Origin of the sequence: Tenuifilum sp. 4138str, from assembly GCF_041102575.1 — a bacterium.
Lineage (GTDB): Bacteria > Bacteroidota > Bacteroidia > Bacteroidales > Tenuifilaceae > Tenuifilum > Tenuifilum osseticum.
Genome location: NZ_JBGCUE010000002.1, coordinates 284,187 through 304,423, shown reverse-complemented (window position 1 = coordinate 304,423; position 20,237 = coordinate 284,187). Strand labels below are relative to the sequence as shown.

The 20,237-nt window shown below is 43.4% G+C and carries 17 protein-coding genes; 11 read left to right on the top strand and 6 right to left on the bottom strand.

Annotation, left to right across the window (positions count from 1 at the left end):
- Positions 1–6: 6 nt before the first annotated feature.
- Positions 7–426, bottom strand: a complete 420-nt coding sequence (locus tag AB6811_RS03195; RefSeq protein WP_369488982.1) for a four helix bundle protein — start codon at positions 424–426, stop codon at positions 7–9.
- A 100-nt stretch (positions 427–526) separates the two neighbouring features.
- On the bottom strand, positions 527–3,310 hold the full coding sequence (gene leuS / locus AB6811_RS03190) for a leucine--tRNA ligase (RefSeq protein WP_369488980.1): 2,784 nt from the start codon (positions 3,308–3,310) through the stop codon (positions 527–529).
- Between the two features lie 1,072 nt (positions 3,311–4,382).
- Between leuS and AB6811_RS03185 the strand changes: the two genes are divergently transcribed.
- The 4 genes from AB6811_RS03185 (at position 4,383) to AB6811_RS03170 (ending at position 7,068) form a co-directional block, all read left to right on the top strand.
- Positions 4,383–4,805: a tyrosine-type recombinase/integrase gene (locus tag AB6811_RS03185; protein WP_369489072.1), complete on the top strand. Its 423-nt coding sequence runs from the start codon at positions 4,383–4,385 to the stop codon at positions 4,803–4,805.
- Between the two features lie 131 nt (positions 4,806–4,936).
- A complete protein-coding gene (locus AB6811_RS03180; protein ID WP_369488978.1) occupies positions 4,937–5,707 on the top strand; it encodes a DUF6602 domain-containing protein in 771 nt (256 codons plus the stop codon).
- A complete protein-coding gene (locus AB6811_RS03175; protein WP_369488976.1) occupies positions 5,707–6,408 on the top strand; it encodes an Ea47 family protein in 702 nt (233 codons plus the stop codon). Before AB6811_RS03180 ends, AB6811_RS03175 begins: the two co-directional genes overlap by 1 nt.
- A 222-nt stretch (positions 6,409–6,630) precedes the next feature.
- On the top strand, positions 6,631–7,068 hold the full coding sequence (locus tag AB6811_RS03170) for a nuclear transport factor 2 family protein (RefSeq protein WP_369488974.1): 438 nt from the start codon (positions 6,631–6,633) through the stop codon (positions 7,066–7,068).
- 267 nt (positions 7,069–7,335) lie between these two features.
- On the opposite strand, the gene AB6811_RS03165 is transcribed toward AB6811_RS03170, so the two are convergent.
- Both AB6811_RS03165 and rnr read right to left on the bottom strand, forming a co-directional pair.
- Entirely contained in the window at positions 7,336–8,562 is a 1,227-nt protein-coding gene (locus tag AB6811_RS03165) for a peroxiredoxin family protein (protein WP_369488972.1), read from the bottom strand.
- A gap of 13 nt (positions 8,563–8,575) precedes the next feature.
- On the bottom strand, positions 8,576–10,858 hold the full coding sequence (gene rnr, locus AB6811_RS03160) for a ribonuclease R (RefSeq protein WP_369488970.1): 2,283 nt from the start codon (positions 10,856–10,858) through the stop codon (positions 8,576–8,578).
- Between the two features lie 294 nt (positions 10,859–11,152).
- On the opposite strand from rnr, the gene AB6811_RS03155 reads away from it, so the two are divergent.
- Together AB6811_RS03155 and AB6811_RS03150 are read left to right on the top strand one after the other, a co-directional pair.
- Positions 11,153–11,710: a UbiX family flavin prenyltransferase gene (locus AB6811_RS03155; RefSeq protein ID WP_369488968.1), complete on the top strand. Its 558-nt coding sequence runs from the start codon at positions 11,153–11,155 to the stop codon at positions 11,708–11,710.
- 40 nt (positions 11,711–11,750) lie between these two features.
- On the top strand, positions 11,751–12,386 hold the full coding sequence (locus tag AB6811_RS03150; protein WP_369488966.1) for an RNA-binding domain-containing protein: 636 nt from the start codon (positions 11,751–11,753) through the stop codon (positions 12,384–12,386).
- A 403-nt stretch (positions 12,387–12,789) separates the two neighbouring features.
- Here the strand turns inward: AB6811_RS03150 and AB6811_RS03145 are convergent, their stop codons facing one another.
- Together AB6811_RS03145 and AB6811_RS03140 are read right to left on the bottom strand one after the other, a co-directional pair.
- A complete protein-coding gene (locus AB6811_RS03145) occupies positions 12,790–12,972 on the bottom strand; it encodes a hypothetical protein (protein ID WP_369488964.1) in 183 nt (60 codons plus the stop codon).
- A 367-nt stretch (positions 12,973–13,339) separates the two neighbouring features.
- Complete coding sequence (locus AB6811_RS03140) at positions 13,340–13,522, bottom strand: hypothetical protein (RefSeq protein WP_369488962.1); 183 nt, start codon at positions 13,520–13,522, stop codon at positions 13,340–13,342.
- A 490-nt stretch (positions 13,523–14,012) separates the two neighbouring features.
- On the opposite strand from AB6811_RS03140, the gene lipA reads away from it, so the two are divergent.
- The 5 genes from lipA to dnaJ all read left to right on the top strand — a co-directional run bounded on the left by lipA (position 14,013) and on the right by dnaJ (position 19,350).
- Positions 14,013–14,879, top strand: a complete 867-nt coding sequence (gene lipA, locus AB6811_RS03135; protein WP_369488960.1) for a lipoyl synthase — start codon at positions 14,013–14,015, stop codon at positions 14,877–14,879.
- Positions 14,880–14,928: 49 nt separating this feature from the next.
- Positions 14,929–15,621 carry a lipoyl(octanoyl) transferase LipB gene (lipB, locus tag AB6811_RS03130; protein WP_369488958.1) on the top strand — a complete coding sequence of 231 codons (693 nt, stop codon included), beginning with the start codon at positions 14,929–14,931 and terminating at the stop codon, positions 15,619–15,621.
- An 18-nt stretch (positions 15,622–15,639) separates the two neighbouring features.
- A complete protein-coding gene (gene recJ / locus AB6811_RS03125; RefSeq protein ID WP_369488956.1) occupies positions 15,640–17,358 on the top strand; it encodes a single-stranded-DNA-specific exonuclease RecJ in 1,719 nt (572 codons plus the stop codon).
- 228 nt (positions 17,359–17,586) lie between these two features.
- Positions 17,587–18,180, top strand: coding sequence for a nucleotide exchange factor GrpE (grpE, locus tag AB6811_RS03120; RefSeq protein ID WP_369488954.1), 594 nt, complete (start codon positions 17,587–17,589; stop codon positions 18,178–18,180).
- A gap of 12 nt (positions 18,181–18,192) precedes the next feature.
- On the top strand, positions 18,193–19,350 hold the full coding sequence (gene dnaJ, locus AB6811_RS03115) for a molecular chaperone DnaJ (protein ID WP_369488952.1): 1,158 nt from the start codon (positions 18,193–18,195) through the stop codon (positions 19,348–19,350).
- Positions 19,351–20,237 lie beyond the last annotated feature (887 nt).

Genomic DNA, 20,237 nt, shown 5'->3' with positions numbered 1-20,237 from the left:
TTCCTACTACTCGTCTTTTAAATCATCATCTTTTTTGTAATCACCTTCCTTACGACGTTTGATGGAACGTGCGTAAGAGTTAAGCAGGTAGCTAACCTCGTTGAGGTTATTCTCTAGCTCGTCGGCTTGGAATGAATCCAAGAGGTGTAAATCAGTGGCAAGGGTAATGTAGTAACGGCACTCCTCAAGGGCTTCCTGAGCGGTGGTTAAAAAGAGTAGCTTGTCCTCGCGATCCTTCTTCTTGTAGCCTCCAACAATGTTGGTTGCAATGGCAGTGGCGCTTTCACAAAGCATGTCGCCCACAATGGCTTGATAATCGTCGGAAAAAATTTTTACCTGCTGGTAAATATTAAGCACAAAAGCGTGGGCTTTTTGCCATACTACCAAGTCCTTGAACGATTTGGTTTTGTTGTCCGATTTGTCCATATCGCACTCCTTTCTATTGAATGTTTTGTAAGTATAATAATGATTAATAAGGGTTTACTAAAGATACTACTTTTTTGAAATCTGCAAAAATATTATTTGACTAAACAACAATATTTACAATTTTGTTTGGAACCACAATTACCTTTTTGGGTTGCTTGCCATCCAGGTATTTTAGCGTGTTTTCATCGGCTAAAACAATTTTTTCCACCTCATCGGCCTTAAGGTTTAACGGTAGTTCAAGGGTAAAACGCGTTTTACCATTAAACGAAATAGGACAGGTAAAGGTCGATTCCTTAATGTACTCCTCGTTGAACTTAGGCCAAGCGGCAGTATTTACCGATGTTTCATGTCCAAGCAGATGCCATAACTCCTCGGCAATATGTGGAGCATAGGGAGCAATTAAAACGGTTAGCGGTTCAAGTATGGCGCGCTTGTTACATTTCAAATCGGAGAGCTCGTTCACGCAAATCATAAAGGCCGATACTCCGGTATTAAAGCTAAACTTCTCAATATCCTCAGTAACCTTTTTAATGGTTTTATGAAGAACCTTGAGCTCTTGTGCAGTAGGTTCGTTGCCTGATACCTCAAACTCATTGGCATTGTTATGGAATAACCTCCAGAACTTTCGGAGAAACTTATGTACGCCATCAATACCATTTGTATCCCAAGGTTTGCTTTGCTCTAGGGGGCCAAGGAACATCTCGTACATGCGGAGGGTATCGGCACCATAGCGCTCAACAATGGTATCGGGGTTAACCACATTCCACATACTCTTGCTCATCTTTTCCACTGCCCATCCGCATACGTATTTCCCATCTTCCAGAATGAACTCAGCATTCTCGAACTCCGGACGCCACTTACGGAATGCCTCAATATCAAGTATATCGTTGCTTACAATGTTAACATCAACGTGTATTGGGGTTACATCGTACTTATCCTTCAGGTTGTGCGATACAAATTGGTTTGTTCCCTTAACACGGTAAACAAAGTTTGATCGGCCCTGAATCATTCCTTGGTTTATCAGCTTTTTAAAGGGCTCCTGCTTGCAAACGTAACCAAGGTCGTATAGGAATTTATTCCAGTACCTTGAGTAAATAAGATGTCCCACGGCATGTTCGGTTCCGCCAATGTAAAGGTCAACGTTTTCCCAGTACTTATTGGCTTCGGCCGAAACAAGAGCATTATCGTTATGGGGGTCCATGTAACGTAGGTAGTATGCCGAGGAGCCTGCAAAGCCAGGCATGGTGCTAAGCTCATAGGGGTAACCCTCAGGGGTATGCCAGTTTTTGGCACGTCCAAGGGGTGGTTCGCCCTTTTCAGTGGGTAGGTAGGCATCAATCTCGGGGAGTTCAAGGGGTAATTTTTCCTCGGGCAGCGGGTAAGGCATTCCGTCCTTGTAGAAAATAGGGAATGGCTCACCCCAGTATCGCTGGCGGCTGAAAATGGCATCGCGTAGGCGATAGTTTACCTTACGCTTGCCCAGCCCGCGCGATTCAATCACCTCACATATCTTTGAAATGGCATCTTTTACCTCTAAGCCATTGATAAGTGGGCTATTGATAACAACACCCTCCTTTGAATCGTACGATTCTGTCCACGACTCAGGGTTGGTGGGTTGCTCGCCTGGGCGAATAACGGTTTGGATAATAGGTAGCCCAAAGGTTTTGGCAAAGGCAAAATCGCGGCTATCGTGGGCAGGAACCGCCATAATGGCGCCAGTTCCATAGCCAGCTAAAACGTATTCGCTTACCCAAATAGGTATACGCTCGTTGGTGAATGGGTTAATGGCGTAGCTACCGGTAAATTGACCGGTTACCTTGCGGGCTTCTGCCATGCGCTCACGCTCGGTTTTTCGCTTAACCTCCTGACGGTATTGCTCCATTTTCTCAGCATACTCGGGGGTAGTAAGCTCATCAACCAGTTCGCTTTCGGGTGCCAACACCATAAAGGTTGCGCCGTAAATGGTATCGGGACGGGTGGTGAAAATTAGTATTTTACGGTCGGTACCATCAATTCGGAACCAAACCTCGGCACCCTCGGATTTGCCAATCCAGTTGCGTTGAATATCCTTAAGCGAGTCAGTCCAGTCGAGTTGGTCGAGATCGTTGAGTAGTCGCTCGGCGTAAGCCGATATCCTGAGACACCACTGACGCATTTTGCGTTGTTCAACCGGATGGCCGCCACGAATGGAGACACCCTCCTTAACTTCGTCGTTTGCCAGTACTGTTCCCAGTGCAGGGCACCAGTTTACCATAACATCGGCAAGGTAGGCCAGGCGGTAAGCAAGCAAAATCTCCTGCTGTTCCTTTTCGCTCATGGCTTTCCATTCCGAGGCGCTAAAGGTACGAACCTCGCTACAGGCCGCATCAACATTAATATTACCGTTTTGCTCAAACTCAGCAATAAGGTTCTCAATGGGCTCAGCCTTTTGGGTTTTGTTGTTGTACCAGTGCTTGAACATCTTAATAAAAGCCCACTGGGTCCACTTGTAGTACTTGGGGTCGCAGGTGCGGAATTCGCGATCCCAGTCGTAGCTAAAGCCAATCTTATCGAGCTGCTCGCGGTAGCGCTTAATATTGTTATCGGTGGTAATGGCAGGATGTTGACCGGTTTGAATGGCATACTGCTCTGCCGGTAGGCCAAAGGCATCGTAGCCCATGGGGTGAAGCACATTAAAGCCGTTAAGCCTTTTGTAGCGGGAGTAAATATCGGATGCAATGTATCCCAGCGGATGACCTACATGTAATCCGGCTCCGGAGGGGTACGGGAACATATCAAGTACGTAGTACTTGGGCTTTGAGGGGTCAACATCAACCCTATATGTCTTGTTTTTACGCCAGTAATCCTGCCATTTCTGTTCAATCTCTTTAAAATTGTAGTCCATATAAAAGCCTGATTTTGTTAAAGTTGATTTCAGCCTGCAAAGATAGAAAAAAAGAGGTTAAAGTAAGAGGGGGAAACGGGGAATAGTTAGAATTGAATAAGGATAAGTGTGCGTTAAGCGTGAACCGTGAGACGTCTAACGTTAAAAATAGGAGGTAAGGAGGTTAGAGGAAGTTAGAGGAAGTTATAGGGAGTTAGAAGAAGTTAGATGAATTTAAAGGAATGCGAGGTATTTAGCGTGAACCGTGAGGCGTGAACCGTGAACCGTGAGACGTGAACCGTTAAACGTTAAAGAACAGGAGGTAAGGAAGTTAGAGGAAGTTAAAAGAAGTTAGAAGAATTTTATTCGCCCTGAAAGGGCAAATCACATTAGCCCTGGGTTTTAACCCAGGGGATTGAGGTATTCAAATTATTTTGCGATGCACGTATTGTATAATCCAAAGAGCAAGGACGAAGCGTTGCATCGCAACAGGAAAGCATGGCAAAGAGCGATTGCAATAAAACCATTCAAGAGGGATTAAAGGATAAAAAAGATGCTTCGACGAGTCTCAGCATGACAAAGTGAGAGAGGGAGCCAATGGTATTGTCATTCCGAGCTAGTCGAGGAATCTCCTTTAAGTTTAGCGCGACCAGCCCCATAGGGGCATTACATTTGTAACTCCATAACTACTCCCTGTATTGCGATGCACGCAATACATAATCCGAAGAGCGATCCTGAAAAGTTGCATCGCAAAAGAAAAATTATTACAAAGAATTATTTACACGTTCTTTCTTGTCTTGATACAAGAAAGAACCAAAGAAAATCAAGGCTGAAATACCACTACTTGCTTCTTCTGATCCATCCATTCTCAGGGAAAAGGGCTGGGGTGAAGTCGTTACCCATATTCAACCTAGTTGACCCCTCTAAATCTCCCCTGAAAGGGGAGACTTTAACTCTGCAAAAAAGTTTCCTAATTGCTTATCCCTCTCATATCAGGAGAGGGGCTGGGAGTGAGGTCAATTTTACGAACAACGATCAACGCATTCTGTCATTCCGGGTCCCGATATATTAGGATAGACTCCATCGAAGCGAGCTGCTGAACCTAAAAATTGGAGACGTTAACTCAAAACGCCACATGCTCATTATTCGAAACGCGAAGGGCTACAAGGACAGACAAGTGCCAATTTCAGACAAAACCATTGAGATGCTCAGAGAATACTATAAAATGTATAGACCAAATGTATGGTTGTTTGAAGGACAGAAAAGTAGGGAAAGGTATTCAGAAAAAAGTTTAGCAAAAGTTTTAAAACATGCTGCAAACAAAGCGAATATCAGAATACCTGTTACACTTCGCTGGTTACGATATAGTTATGCGACACATTTGTTAGAATCAGGAGCTGATTTGCGATATATACAGGCATTGCTCGGACACAGAGGTTCGAAGACAACAGAAATATATACACATGTATCGCAAAAATGTTTACAAAAAATTAAAAGTTCATTTGATTATTTGTAAAAATTTATTATAATAGTTTGTGGAAATAGAACGCAATTTTATAGCGCCTATACATCCAAAAATGGAAATAAGGCGCAATATTGTAGCGCATATAAACTAGTTGGCGTTCATTATAAAAAACCATACTGCAAATGAATAACCTTGAATTTCAAAAAAGTATAACAAGAGAATTGGACATCGTTAAGAATCGTGTTCGCAGTCTGATTGGAAATGCTAATTGGGGAGAAGAAGGTCGATATAAAGAGGCGGTTTTGAAAACGGTGATTAATCGATTCTTGCCAAATAATTTATCAATTGGAACAGGTTTTATTGCAGGAGAGCGAGGAATAAATGAATCTATTATATCAAATCAAATAGACTTAATTATTTATGATAATTCTATTCCAGTGTTATTTAGAGAAGGTGATTTCATTATAACAACCGAAAAAAATGTAAGAGCGATAATTGAAGTCAAATCAAAATTGAACATTACAAATTTGAGAAAAGTTATAACTGATTTTAATAACCTTAATCAGTTCCCATTTATTGCAGACAATGGAGATAATCGTGTATTTAAAGGATTGTTTGCATATGAAAATGGAATTGCCAACATTGAAACCAATAATAATTTCGAACGAGAATTGAGAAATTCAAGAGGAAATATTAATCACATTACTATTGGGAAAAACTATTTTGTAAGGTATTGGAGGAATAATTTAAACATTCATCCTCCTGTTAATGCAAATAATCCCTTTTATAGTTTATATAAGATTAATGACTTGTCCTTTTCCTATTTCATTTCAAACTTAATTCATATTTCTTCTATGCAAGAATTGGATGATAGATATCAATTTTCATTTCCAATTGCAGGAACAAAAGAGGTGAGTAGAAAAAAGGTTATAGAAATGGAGGATAGAAACTAATGGGTGAGAAATTTATTTTTCCTAATGCAGGTATTCACATTGTAGCCCAGAAAGTAGGAGAAGCTGATTATTTCCTTGAAAAGTTAAAAAATGCTGAGCCAATTGATAAAGAGTTTAACTACATTTTTAGTGCCTTTGTTTCAGCGACAAGAAGTATCACTTTTACTTTGCAGTTTGTAATGTCAAAATATCCTGGATTTAATGAGTGGTACAAGATTAGACAGGACAAATTAAGGAAAAGTAAATTAGCAAAATACTTTGTCGAATTTAGAAACCACGCACAGAAGACTGGAATTATACCAATAGCAACACCCAATAGTATTTTTGAGGGCATATTTTATGAAGACACGCAATTTTATGTTTCAACCAATTCGGAAATAAAAGAAGTACCAGACGGCAATGTGGTTGACCTTTCCGAAAAATGTTTAATTGAAGTTTTATCAGTTGTTAACGAGTGCTATAAAGATTTTGATGTATATATTGACCCGAGGACATTTTTTACAGAAAGAGCATTAAATATTTTGAATTGGACTGTAGAGGATGTTGAAGAATGTGTTGGATTTCCAAGAGGTTATACAGACATAGATTATAAGGATGATAAATTAAGTAATGTTGAGATTAGGCTAAATTCATTGAGACGATACGGTGGAGATGAAACATTTCAAGTCTATCTTGATAAATATATAAAGACTGAAAAATAAATAACGAAACGCCAACATTTTGTATAAGTAATGGCAGGGAAAGTGCTAAATATCAAGGTTTGTAGCCCGCTCAAACTGCGTAGCGGTTTGACAGGAAACTACCACGCTATCTGCCACTACTCATACAATTTACCGTTGTGTTCAACAGAGTAAATGATAAAAAATGTGAGATATTATTAAATATTGCCGTAAATTAGATTATTAATTTTAAAACTAAATATTATGAAAACACAAAGCATTTTTTTAATTATTCTAATTGGACTAATGATTAGTTGCCAGCAGAATACCACCAAAGACTCGCCAGAGGAATTAAAACAAGTATTGAATGACTATTTCGATGGGATAAAAAACATGGATTTTAATAAAATGAAAGATGTAACAACAGATGACTTTACACTTTATGAAGTTGGAAAAGTATGGAACAATGATAGTTTAATTAATTTCATCAAAACATTTCCCCCATACAAGATTGATTACAAGTTTGACAATTTTAATATTCAAATAGACAATTCTATTGGATATATGTATTATTTCAACCATGCCGATATGGTTATTAATGATACAATAAATATGGTTTTTGACTGGATAGAATGTGCAACATTTGTTAAGAAAGATAACGAATGGAAAATGAATTTTTTGCATTCAAGTGTTAGGAAGTAAAAACTGCAGCAAACAACAATGTATAAAAAACATAAGTGGTTCAGTGGTTTACGAAACCGTTGGGCATTTAATCAGCTCCGCCAAATCTGCGATTTGTCGGATTTGTCTAATATTTTAAATTTGTGTCAAAATGCAAATTTGGCTCAGTGCAAATTGACAGGTAAGTGCTTCGAAATCGGCAACTAACCATACCACCGACCGTTAGCAAATCTAATTCTATATCAATAACGAACATGGGCTCAACCCATGTTCGTTTATTTTAACGCTTTACTTTTCGTTCAGCAATTCCATAATGAGCTCTTCGGTTTCGCGGGCAAACTTTTTGAAGTGTTCGCCTGTTCCAGGGCCAGAAAAGCCAGTTTCAACCCGGCGTATTTTGCCGTTGCGGTCGAGTATCATGCTGGTGGGGTAAGCCATTTTACCCTCCAGTGAGTAAAGCACTGAGTCGCGCTGTTCGCGGCCACGGGGAGCAACATATAAAAAGGTGTAATCGGCACCAATGCTCTGGGCAAAACGTTTAATCTTGGGTTTTGCTGCTTCAAAGGTTTTGTCCTCAAAGCAGAGCGATACCACCTCGAATCCCTTATCACGATACTTCTCATACATGGTTTTATAGAACCTACCCTCATCTAAGCAATTAGGGCACCAGCTACCACCAGCAAGAACAGCCAAAACCTTACCCTTAAAACGCTCATCATCGGAAGTAATGCGGATGCCATTCAAATCGGTTCCGGCAAATTTAAAGGTTGAGAATCCTTTACGTACCCTTACCAATGATTCTGCTTTGGGAAGTTCGGCATTATCGTCGCGCACAGCGCGCCAACTCGATACCCAGCGTGGACTACCCGATATGAGACCGTTTGCCATGGTGGCAGAATCGGTAATTTCGCCTCTTACTATAATGGATTGAGCGCCATCGCACTTTGAGAAGTAGAATATGTTCCCTGCAACCTTACCCTCAAGGTAGCGGTAATCGCCGGTAGTGCTGAGTATGGTTCCAGTAACCCTTGAACCTTCCTGTTTGAGTTCAGCAACCATTACGGTTGAGTCAGGCGTACCCGGATTCTCAATGAACCACCAACGTCCTGTAATATCGAACTTAGGTTGTTCGGTAAACCATGGGAAACGGTCAGTTTCCCCTTTAATTCCGTAAAACTTATACCTGCGGCCATCCTTTACCCCTTTGGGATAGTAGTAGCCGCTCAGCGAATCGTTTACGGCCATTACCAGCTCGCTGGTAAAGGTTGGGAACTTGGCGTAAAGCGAATCGCCAATGCGTTCAACCTCGGTTATTTCAATAAGTTCATCGGCATTACGAACGGTAAGCTGAACCTTGTCATTATCAGCCTTAACCTCAAAGTTAAAGGGAACATCCAGCCTGCCAGGAATTGAGTCCATTTGGATTACTCCAAGCCATGAACCGGGTGTTAACTCATTTTTGGTTGAGCAGGCAAATGCTGCCCAAGCCAATGCAATAAAGATAAATCGTTTCATCTATTTTGATGTTTTAGCGTTTACGACGTTTCTCCTTTTTCTTGGCCTTTTGTTGTCCCTTTCTGCTTGATGCCACTTTTGGCTTTTTAGGACTACTTTTCGTTTGACTCCTACGAGGTTTCAATGGTTTATTACTCCTACCAGCCATGCCCACCAGCTTAAAATCGAGCTGTTTTTTGGCAAGGTTAGTGCGCCATACCTCCACCTCCACCTCATCGCCTAAGGTGAACTTGCGGCCTGTACGTTGACCAACCAGGGCGTACTCCTCCTCATCGAAACGGTAGTAATCGTCGTCTAAATCGCGAATGGAAACTAATCCCTCGCACTGAGAATCGGTTAGCTCAACGAATATTCCAAAGTTGGTTACGCCCGATATAACACCTGTAAAGGTTTCGCCCAGCTTATCCTGCATGAACTCCACCTGCTTGTACTTAATTGAAGCCCTTTCAGCCTCAGTTGCTTTGATCTCCATGTTGGTGGAGTGCTTACAAAGCATTTCAATTTGCTCCCTATCCTTTGGCTTACCATTGTTTAGGTAGTGTGCCAACAGGCGATGCACCATCATATCGGGATAGCGGCGTATTGGCGATGTGAAGTGGGTGTAATACCTAAAGGCCAATCCGTAGTGGCCAATGTTATCGGTAGAGTAACGCGCTTTGGCCATGGAGCGTAAGGCCAGGGTTTCAATAAGATTTTGCTCTGGGCGTCCCTTCACCTTTTCCATCAGCTGGTTTAACGATTTGCTAACCTGCTTATCGGTAGTGCCGGAAATGCTGTAACCAAAACGGGTGATAAAGGAACGGAAAGCATTCAGTTTCTCCTCGTTGGGTTTGTCGTGTATGCGGTAAACAAAAGGCAGCTCTTTGCGTCCATCCTTTCGCATTCCAATAAATTCAGCTACCCTGCGGTTTGCAAGCAGCATGAACTCCTCAATGAGCTGATTCGATTCCTTATTCTCCTTGAAGTAAACCCCAAGGGGTTTTCCCTTGGTATCAAGGTCGAACTTTACCTCAACGCGTTCAAAAGCGATGGCCCCCTTTTTGAATCGCTCCGCCCTGAGTTTTTGAGCCAACTTGTGGAGTAGCAGGATTTGTTCACTCATATCGCCCTTGCCGGTTTCAATAACCTGTTGGGCCTCTTCGTAAGTAAACCTACGCTTTGAAAGAATAACAGTGCGGCCAAACCACTGGTTAAGCACCTCGGCATTCTCGTTCAGCTCAAACACAGCCGAAAAGCAAAGCTTTTCCTCGTTAGGACGTAATGAGCAGATATAGTTCGATAGCCTTTCGGGCAGCATGGGCACACACCTATCCACCAGGTAAACCGATGTGCCGCGCTCAATGGCCTCGTTGTCAATTGGGGTATTAGGCTTAACGTAGTGGGTAACATCGGCAATGTGTACCCCCACCTCAAAGTTGCCGTTGGGTAGGGTTTGCACCGATAGAGCATCGTCAAAATCCTTAGCATCAAAGGGATCGATAGTAAAAGTGGGTACGTTTCGGAAATCGCGTCGCTCACGGTAATCGGCTTCGGTTATTTTATCGCTAATCTTTTCGGCTAATATGTCCAGCTCTTCGGGGAAACGGTATGGTAGCTCATACTCGGCCAGAATGGCGTGCATCTCCACCTCGTGAACTCCAGGATCGCCAAGAACCTCTACAATTTTTCCATTGGGATTCTTTTCCCGTGCCGGCCAATCAGTAATCTGAACAATCACCTTTTGCCCGTTTCGGACATCCTTCAGCTCAACCTTTGGGATGAAGATATCGTAGGGCATAAGCTTGTTATCAGGTACAACAAATGCGTTTTTACCAACAAAGTTGATGGTTCCAACAAAGTTGCGTTTGGCACGCTCAATCACGCGCACCACCTCACCCTCAAGTAAACCCCTACGGCGTTGGCGGTAAATTGATATCTGAACCTTATCGCCATGCAGTGCGTGATTCAACCTAAAGTCGGGAACAAATATCTCACGGTTGTCATCGGTTATAACATCAGCTGACCCGTCGGGGTTCATCTCCAGTATGCCAACAGCCAAAGCGTTCTGCATAACAGCCCGGAACTTGCCACGCTGAAGTTCCTCAGCATACCCATCGTGCGCAAGCTCATAGAGAATTTCATTAACCATACGACGGGTATAATCATCGCTAACCCCAATTTTATTCGATACCTGCTTGTAGTTATAGATGTTGGTAGGATTGGCCAGCAGTAAATCGGTAACCAGCTTCTTTAACTCCTTTTTGGCTATACGATTTGGTTTGGAACCGGCATCGGTTTTATTCTTCTTTTTTGTCATTGTTTATTGCCTAAATTACTTTCAAAGATAGTGGAAATTTAAACCCAATTTAACCGGTAGAAAAACGTTTAGTCCTAATAGCTTAGTTTTATTTAAATTAACTCAGCTTTTAGCTTTAAGCAAAATAGTAAAGTAAATGAACACCAATTTGAAAAGGCAAAATAAGTAACCCTGAATGTATAATAATAACAGCCGAAAATGGCTACTTTAAAAAGGGTGAATACACTTGAATAATGTCAACTTCCAACCTTTTTTCGTTACCTTTGTTCTAACCTAGACTAATTATTCTAATAGATGCAAAAGGTGATTGTAGCTGTTACCGGTGCCAGTGGTGCTGTATATGCGGCGAGGGTTATTGAAAAGCTAATTGAATTATCGGCTAGGGTCGATGAGGTAGCCGTAGTTTTTTCCGAAAACGGGAAAAGGGTTTGGGAATATGAGCTAAATCGCGAAATCACTTTCGGATTTCCTGTAAAGCTATACGATAATAACGATATGTTTGCCCCCATGGCATCGGGTTCAGCCGGCTACAATGCTATGGTTGTAGTTCCTTGTACTATGGGAACGTTAGGACGAATAGCCTCAGGCACAAGTAACGATTTAATTGTTCGAGCAGCCGATGTAATGCTTAAGGAACGACGAAAGCTAGTACTGGTGCCGCGCGAACTCCCATACAACCTTATACACCTGCAAAATATGGTTACCGTTACCCAGGCCGGGGCCGTAGTTTTGCCTGCAAGCCCATCGTTTTACAGTAGGCCTTCAACCATGGATGAACTGATTGATACCGTTTCCGACAGAATTGTTGAGATGCTTGGCTTTACCATTGAACATTACAGGTGGGGTCACTAAAAGAGTTAATTTTGCCTTTTAACCAATAAAACCTAAAGTTGTGAGCCGTTATATTGCAGGTTTGATATCGCAGGGCGAGGGGCTTACACTCGATTTTAAACACTCTATAACCGATTCGCGCAAAATTGCACGGTCGTTGGTGGCATTTGCTAATACTGCGGGTGGCACATTGCTTATTGGCGTTAAGGATAATGGCAACATAACCGGTGTGAATACCGATGAGGAGTACTACATGGTTGAGGCGGCCTCGCAGCTATACTGTAAACCCGAGGTGCCTTTTGAAGTGGTTAAGTGGGAAATAAATGGAAAAACCTTGTTGGAGGTAAAGGTAAAACCCTCAAGACGCAAGCCCCATAAAGCACCTGATAAAACAGGAGTTTATAAAGCGTATATACGTGTAAACGACGAGAACGTAGTGGCTTCGCCTGTTCAAATTAAGATCTGGAAGGCAGAAAAATACCGTAAACCCATTAACATACTATTCGGAGAGCCCGAAAACGCATTAATAGATTACCTAAAATCGCACCAAACAATCACCATTGAACATTTCAGCAGGTTGGGTTTTATCTCAGTATCCGAAGCGGAAAAAATACTTATTAACCTAACCGCAATGGGTTTAATTGAATACAGCAACTTGAACAACGAGGATCACTTTTCGCTTAGGAGCCCTGAGTAGTTTGCTGCTGATTGGCAATATCTTTTGTACACCAGTAAATTTCAGGGTTAGGCAGTATTGTCATGTTGAGCCCAGTCGAAGCATCTCAATATTCCTTCATCCCCTTTTGATTGGTTATCTGGCAATGGCTCTTTGCCATGCTTTTCTGTTGCGATGCAACGTTTCCTCCTTGCTCTTTGGGCTTTGCATTGCGTGCATCGCTTTACATATGGGAGTATTCATAGGGTTACAAATATTGCGTCCCTAAGGGGCTGGAAGCGTTGTTCGTGTAATTGACCTCACCCCAAGCCCCTCTCCTGACAGGAGAGGGGAGAAGCAATTAGGAAACCTTGTTGCAGGGCTAAAGTCTCCCCTCTCAGGGGAGATTTAGAGGGGTCATCTAGGTTGAATATGGGAAACAACCTTACCCCAGCCCTTTTCCCTGAGAGGGAACGGAGTGTAAGAAGCAAGCAATGGCATAAAAGCCTGACCCGATAATGGGTCGGGGGTGGAACGTGGCGGTGGGTATAGTAAGCGATACCACATGAGTCACGGCGCAGGCTTGGCGAATAGTATCGCGTGGCAGTTCCACCCACGGGGTACCCATCGGGTCGGGCTTTTCAGCCTTGATTTTCTTTGGTTCTTTCTTGTATCAAGACAAGAAAGAACGTGTAAATCGTTCTTTGTAATGATTTTTTTTGCGATGCAACGTTTCCTCCTTGCTCTTTGGGCTTTACATTGCGTGCATCGCAATACATGGAGGAGGGAGCCATTGGGTTACAAATATTACGCCCCTACGGGGCTGGAAGCAATGTTCGTTGTTCGTTGCTCCTTGGTTCATGAAATTGACCTCACCCCCGCCCCTCTCCTGACAGGAGAGGGGAGAAGCAATTAGGAAACCTTATTGCAGGGCTAAAGTCTCCCCTCTCAGGGGAGATTTAGAGGGGTCATCTAGGTTGAATGTGGATACGACCTTACCCTAAGCCATATTCCTGATAGGGAATGGATCGGAAGAAGCAAGCAGAGGCATAAAAGCATGACCCGGCAATGGGTCGGGGGTGGAACGTGGCGGTGGGTATAGTAAGCGATACCACATGAGTCACGGCGCAGGCGTGGCGAATAGAATCGCGTTGCAGTTTCACCCACGGGGTACCCATCGGGTCGGGCTTTTCAGCCTTGATTTTCTTTGGTTCTTTCTTGTATCAAGACAAGAAAGAACGTAAAAATGGCTCTTTGCTATACTTTTCCTTTGCGATGCAACGTTTCGGTATTGCTCTTTGGAATGCGATAGCTTGCTTCGCCAAATATTTGGAATACCTCAATCCCCTGGGTTAAAACCCAGGGCTAATGTGATTTGCCCTTTCAGGGCGTTTAAAATTCATCTAACTTCATCTAACTTCCTTTAACTTCATCTAACTCCCTATAACCCCATCTCCTACTGTATTTTATTCTCGTTTAACGGTTCACGGTTCACGTCACACGGTTCAAAATTTAAATTCCTCTAACATATTCATTTTCTGAATACTTTCGTTTAACGTCTAACAAGTTACGAACCTTTTCAAACCACTCACTGTTAACCAATCACTTTTATGACTAAATAATCGTTTAAGAGCATTTTTTTTAGTTATTTTGTAAAAATTTTTTGGGATGGGAAATGAACGGAAGCCGGAATGGCTAAAGATAAAGTTACCCGGAGGCGAAGGGTATGCCCAGGTGAATTCCATTGTTAAGAAACATGGGTTGCATACAATTTGCAGCAGTGGAATGTGCCCGAATATTGGCGAGTGCTGGGGGAATGGGGTTGCAACTTTAATGATCCTAGGCGATATATGTACCCGTTCGTGTAAATTTTGTGCTACTGCAACCGGAAAACCGCTTCCTCCCGATCCTAATGAACCCACTAAGGTTGCCCGTACGGTAAGCCTAATGGGTCTTAGTTACTGCGTAATTACATCGGTTGACCGCGACGATTTGCCCGACCATGGAGCTGGACATTGGCGCAGTACTGTTATGGAGATTCGAAGGGTTAACCCCAACACCACCATAGAGGTTTTAATACCCGATTTTGACGGTAGGCCTGAACTTATTGACCTTTTCCTGGAATCGGAACCCGATGTAGTAGGTCATAACCTTGAAACCGTGGAGCGCCTTACCCCGCTTGTTAGAACAAAGGCAAGCTACAGGCGGAGCTTGAAAGTGCTGGAGCACATTGCTAAGCGCGGTTTTAGGGCAAAATCAGGTATAATGCTCGGTTTGGGTGAAACCCGCGATGAGGTAATTCAAACCCTTGACGATTTGCTTGCTATGGGATGCAAAATGGTTACCATTGGCCAGTACTTGCAACCACGCCCCACAAATTTACCCGTTCAACGCTATGTTACCCCCGAGGAGTTTGAAGAGTATAAGCAGATTGCCCTAGCTAAGGGGTTTGAATTTGCCGAAAGCGGCCCACTGGTGCGTTCATCGTACCACGCCGATAAGGCACAACACCTGGTTAAGGGGTGTTGTAAGTAATCAACCTTAATGGGTTGACTTGCTATGCAAATAGGAAAAACAATATATAATGCAAAACGTAAAGTTTCATGATCTTGGAACGGTTGATTACAAGGAGGCATGGGATTATCAGGAAAAACTATTTGACGAGGTAACCAAACGTAAGCTGAACGGCGATGGCAAGTTGCACTACTTGCTATTTTGCGAACATCCGCATGTTTATACCCTTGGCAAAAGTGGCGAGAACGCCAACCTGCTGATCCCCGAAGAGATGCTTAAAAGAATTAATGCATCGTTCTACCACATCAACCGAGGGGGCGATATAACCTATCATGGCCCCGGACAAATTGTTGCCTACCCCATATTTAACCTGGAGGCATTTGGATTAACATTGAAATCGTACATTCACCTGCTGGAGCAGGTAGTAATCGATTGCCTTCAGGAGTATGGTATTGTAGCCGATAGGCTCGAAGGAGCAACCGGCGTTTGGCTCGACCCTGGCGTAAAGGGTCGCGAACGCAAAATCTGCGCTATTGGTGTTAGGGCAAGCCGATTTGTAACCATGCACGGCTTAGCTTTTAACGTAAACACCAACTTGGACTACTTCCGCTACATAAACCCTTGCGGGTTTATTGATAAGGGGGTAACCTCCATGCAGGTGGAACTTAACCGCCAGCTTGATATGGAAGAGGTTAAGGCTAAACTCCTTAACCACTTTACTCATCGGTTTCATTTCGCATGTAACCGCGTAGGTACTGTTTAACTTTTAAAACATGCAGAAATGGAAAAACGATGGGTTCTAAAGGATCCGGGCGATCCTGTATTGGTAAGTTCCCTTGCTAAGCAAATAAACGTTACCGAAACTATTGCTTCGCTACTGGTTCAGCGTGGTGTTGATACCTTTGAAAAAGCTAAACGCTTTTTCAGGCCATCGCTTGCCGACCTGTACGACCCATTCCTGATGAAGGATATGGCCGAGGCGGTTGAGCGTATTGAGCAGGCTATTCGTAGAGGTGAATCAATACTGTTTTACGGCGATTACGACGTTGACGGCACTACCGCCGTTGCCCTAATGTACTCTTTTTTCCGCAAGAGGTACTCAAAAATTGGTTACTACATTCCCGATAGGTACAATGAGGGATACGGAATCTCGTTCAAAGGTATCGATTTTGCCTTTGAGAATGGTTACTCGCTCATTATTGCCCTGGACTGTGGAATAAAGGCGGTGGAAAAGGTTAAGTATGCTAAGCTTCGCAATATCGATTTTATCATCTGTGACCACCACTTACCTGGCGAACGAATTCCCGATGCAGTAGCCGTGCTCGATCCCAAACGCTCCGATTGCAAGTACCCGTTTAAGGAGCTTTCGGGTTGTGGGGTAGGATTTAAGCTGCTACAGGGTTACTGCAAAAAGGAGGGGATCTCTGAGGAAGAACTATATCAACATCTCGATTTACTTGCAGTAAGTATTGCCTCCGATATTGTGCCTATAGTGGATGAGAATAGGGTATTAGCCTTTTACGGGCTGGAAAAGCTAAACACCAATCCAAGCCGAGGACTAAAATCGATAATCAAAATAGCTGGCATTGAGAACCAAAGGATTGCTATTGACGATATAGTGTTCCGCATAGGCCCTCGGATTAATGCGGCAGGCCGCATGGAGTCCGGTAAAACGGCTGTTGACCTGCTTTGCGCATCGGACGACAGTTCAGCTTTTGAGGTTGGCGCACTAATTGACTCGTGTAACAACGACCGAAAGCATGTTGACCGCTCCATTACCCACGAAGCGCTAAGGATGATTGCGCAGGACAAGCGGTTGCAGCACAGCTACTCTACCGTGCTTTTTAACCCATCGTGGCACAAGGGCGTGGTGGGCATTGTAGCCTCACGTTTAATTGAAACCTACTATCGTCCTACCATTATTCTAACCCAATCGGGCGATTTGGCAACCGGCTCCGCACGATCGGTTCAGGGCTATGACCTGTACCAGGCCATTGAGGCATGTTCGGACTTACTCGAAAACTTTGGTGGTCACATGTACGCTGCAGGCCTTACCATGAAGGTTGATAGGGTTGAGGAGTTTAAAAGGCGGTTCGAGGAGCATGTGAGCAAGACCATAACCCCCGAAATGCTCTCACCACAAATTGATATTGACGCCCGCATTAGGCTCGATGATATTACAGAGAGGTTTTTCAACTTGTTAAAGCAGTTCCAGCCCTTTGGGCCGGGAAACATGTCGCCAGTATTCATGGCTGAAAATGTGTACGATAACGGCGAAGCCCGACTGGTTGGCAGCGAGAAGGAGCACCTCAAGCTAACCCTGGTTCAGGAAGGTAGTACCCAAAAGTTCGATGCAATTGCATTTCAGATGGCTGAGTACTATAAACCAATACACTATGGCCAGCCATTTGACGCTTGCTTTGCAATACATGAAAATAATTACAAAGGCAATATCACCCTGCAGCTTCGGGTGAAAGATATTAAGCTAAGGGCAAAATAGCCGAACCGAATCAAGCAAAGGGTCGGAATGGTTATAATGAGCTTATATGGGTTAAGCATTTCCATAAACGGGGAAGCATTACAATTTTGTCATGCTGCTTAGCTTGAAGAAGTTATTAATGACATCAATTTTTGATAATTCTATGTCAATTTGACCGACACCAACAGCTGGAATAGATTTTGAATATAAGGTTGGGAATTAGTGTGAAACGTAAAAAAATCATCATATATGAGCAAGAAACACAAAAAGGAGGATATTGAGCAAGAGCAGGTAAACCAGCAAACAACCAGTACCGAAAGTAACGTAACCGATAGTAATACACAAGCTCCTCAAGGAGATGCTCAACAAACCGAGGCCAGTCAGGCCAATGAAGACAAGGTTGCTGAGCTTACTACCCAGTTGGAGGAGATGAAGGACAAGTATTTACGCCTTACTGCCGAGTTTGATAACTACCGTAAGCGAACGCTCAAGGAGAAAGCTGAATTGATAAAATTTGCGTCGGAGGAAGTTCTCAAGGACCTGCTTCCGGTTATCGATGACCTAGACAGAGCCCTTAAGGCCATTGAAACGGCTAACGATATTAATGCGGTTAAGGAAGGCATATCATTAATTGTAAATAAGTTCAACGATTTCCTTAAGGCAAAAGGCGTTAAAGAGATTGATGCTATTGGCAAAGAGCTCGACACCGATTTGCATGAGGCCATTACCAAAATTCCGGTGCAGGACGATGCCCAGAAGGGCAAAATAGTTGATGTGATTCAAAAGGGTTACATGCTGCACGAAAAGGTAATGCGCTTCTCAAAGGTAGTGGTTGGAGAGTAAAATTGGTAGGGTATGACAACCAAGCGCGATTACTACGAAATATTAGGTGTGCCGCGGAATGCCAGCAAGGATGAAATAAAAAAGGCATACCGCAAAATGGCACTCAAATACCACCCCGATAAGAATCCGGGCGATAAGAATGCCGAGGAAAAGTTCAAAGAGGCTGCGGAAGCCTACGAGGTTCTTAGCGACGATAACAAGCGTGCCCGTTACGACCAGTTTGGCCATGCAGGTATGGGTAACGGTGCTGGCGGTGGTGGTTTCTCGCACGACTGGACCATTGAGGATATTTTTGCCCAGTTCGGCGATATTTTTGGCGGCCATTTTGGCAGTTTTGGTGGGTTTGGTGGCTTCGGTGGCGGACGTTCATCGCGACGCACAAACCGCGGTACCGATCTACGGGTTAAAGTTAAGCTGTCGTTAAGCGATATTGCTAACGGGGTTGAGAAAAAGATTAAGGTAAACAAGTACGTATCGTGCCAATCATGCGGAGGTACCGGTGCGGCAGGAGGTTCATCGTATAGTACATGCTCTACCTGCCGCGGTTCAGGGTATGTAACCCGTGTAACTAATACCCTGCTAGGGCAGATGCAAACCACTTCGCCATGCCCAACCTGTAATGGCGAAGGTAAGGTAATAACCAACAAGTGCGTTGCATGTAATGGCGAAGGGGTGGTTCGCGAGGACGAAGTAATAACCGTTAAAATACCTGCTGGTGTTGCCGAGGGTATGCAGCTCAACGTTCAGGGCAAGGGTAATGCTGCCCGCCGTGGTGGAGTACCTGGCGATTTGCTTGTAATGATTGAGGAGGAAAAACACCCTAACCTGGTGCGCGACGGTAACGACCTAATTTACAACCTTAACATAAGTATTCCCGACGCCGTTCTTGGTGCACCGGCTGAAATTCCTACTGTTGATGGAAAAGTAAAGATTAAAATAGAGCCCGGCACCCAACCCGGGAAAATTCTCCGCTTAAGGGGTAAGGGTTTACCTGAGGTGAACAGCTACCAGCGCGGCGATTTGCTTGTGGCGGTTAATGTTTACATACCCAAAAACCTTACCCGGGAGGAAAGGGCAATTTTTGAGAAATTTGCAAAATCGCCAAGTTTTACCCCCAACCCCGATGAGGGAGGCTCATTCTTTGAAAGGATGCGTGGGATTTTTGAGTAGGATACTCGTTTAACACCAACATATAGCGTACCAATAGGGTACGCTATTTTTGCTTGTACGAGATTCAATGTCGTTTAGTTAACAAAAATATTCATGCCTTTCATCCTGAGCGGCCTGTCCCGCACTAGCGGGGAGCGAAGGATCTCTAATCGACCCATTGAGATGTTTCGCTTGCGCTCAACATGACAATAGTTTCAAGAACAACGAACAACGCTTCCAGCCCTGTAGGGGCGTAATATTTGTAACACCCTGATTATTCCTACATGTATAGCGATGCACGCAGTGCATTTTCCAAAGAGCAAGGGTGAAGCTTTGCATCGCAACAGAAAAGCACAGCAAAAAGCGTTTTCCAAAAAAACAATAAGAATTAAAGGGTTAAAGGTAAAGCGATGCTTCGGCTAGCTCAGCATGACAAGGGAGCAGAAAGGAAGATAGGGTTTTTGTCATCCCGAGCAAAGTCGAGGGATCTCTTCAAAGGATTGAAGAAAAAAGAGCAATGAGATGCTTCGGCGAAGTCTATATCCCTATAAATCGGGACTCAGAACGACAGCGTAATGTTTCGCTTGCGCGCAACATGTCAAATAACCTTAACTAAACGACATTGATACGAGATTAGTAAAATTGAAACACACTATACAATTAAAAAACGTTACCATTTCCCTATTTCGGTTTAATGCATTAAATTCTCTTCCATTGTACAATTCCTAATCATTTTGAATATCTCTGCTCATCCTTGTTGGATTTCACTTTTCACTTTTTACAATCCCTCTAACTTCCTCTAACTTCCTCATATTCCATCTATTCCGCCTTATTCCCACTACATGTTTAACTTTTTAACGTTTAACGGTTCACGTTTAACGGGCAAAAAAACTTCCTCTAACTTCTTC

What these genes read in the sequence shown, in the direction of transcription:
- AB6811_RS03140 (WP_369488962.1), bottom strand. Translation starts at nt 13,522, where the DNA reads ATGGGTACCCCGTGGGTGAAACTGCAACGCGATTCTATTCGCCACGCC.
- AB6811_RS03155 (WP_369488968.1), top strand. Translation starts at nt 11,153, where the DNA reads ATGCAAAAGGTGATTGTAGCTGTTACCGGTGCCAGTGGTGCTGTATAT.
- dnaJ (WP_369488952.1), top strand. Translation starts at nt 18,193, where the DNA reads ATGACAACCAAGCGCGATTACTACGAAATATTAGGTGTGCCGCGGAAT.
- AB6811_RS03145 (WP_369488964.1), bottom strand. Translation starts at nt 12,972, where the DNA reads ATGGGTACCCCGTGGGTGGAACTGCCACGCGATACTATTCGCCAAGCC.
- grpE (WP_369488954.1), top strand. Translation starts at nt 17,587, where the DNA reads ATGAGCAAGAAACACAAAAAGGAGGATATTGAGCAAGAGCAGGTAAAC.
- lipA (WP_369488960.1), top strand. Translation starts at nt 14,013, where the DNA reads ATGGGAAATGAACGGAAGCCGGAATGGCTAAAGATAAAGTTACCCGGA.
- AB6811_RS03180 (WP_369488978.1), top strand. Translation starts at nt 4,937, where the DNA reads ATGAATAACCTTGAATTTCAAAAAAGTATAACAAGAGAATTGGACATC.
- AB6811_RS03165 (WP_369488972.1), bottom strand. Translation starts at nt 8,562, where the DNA reads ATGAAACGATTTATCTTTATTGCATTGGCTTGGGCAGCATTTGCCTGC.
- lipB (WP_369488958.1), top strand. Translation starts at nt 14,929, where the DNA reads ATGCAAAACGTAAAGTTTCATGATCTTGGAACGGTTGATTACAAGGAG.
- leuS (WP_369488980.1), bottom strand. Translation starts at nt 3,310, where the DNA reads ATGGACTACAATTTTAAAGAGATTGAACAGAAATGGCAGGATTACTGG.
- rnr (WP_369488970.1), bottom strand. Translation starts at nt 10,858, where the DNA reads ATGACAAAAAAGAAGAATAAAACCGATGCCGGTTCCAAACCAAATCGT.
- recJ (WP_369488956.1), top strand. Translation starts at nt 15,640, where the DNA reads ATGGAAAAACGATGGGTTCTAAAGGATCCGGGCGATCCTGTATTGGTA.
- AB6811_RS03195 (WP_369488982.1), bottom strand. Translation starts at nt 426, where the DNA reads ATGGACAAATCGGACAACAAAACCAAATCGTTCAAGGACTTGGTAGTA.
- AB6811_RS03175 (WP_369488976.1), top strand. Translation starts at nt 5,707, where the DNA reads ATGGGTGAGAAATTTATTTTTCCTAATGCAGGTATTCACATTGTAGCC.
- AB6811_RS03170 (WP_369488974.1), top strand. Translation starts at nt 6,631, where the DNA reads ATGAAAACACAAAGCATTTTTTTAATTATTCTAATTGGACTAATGATT.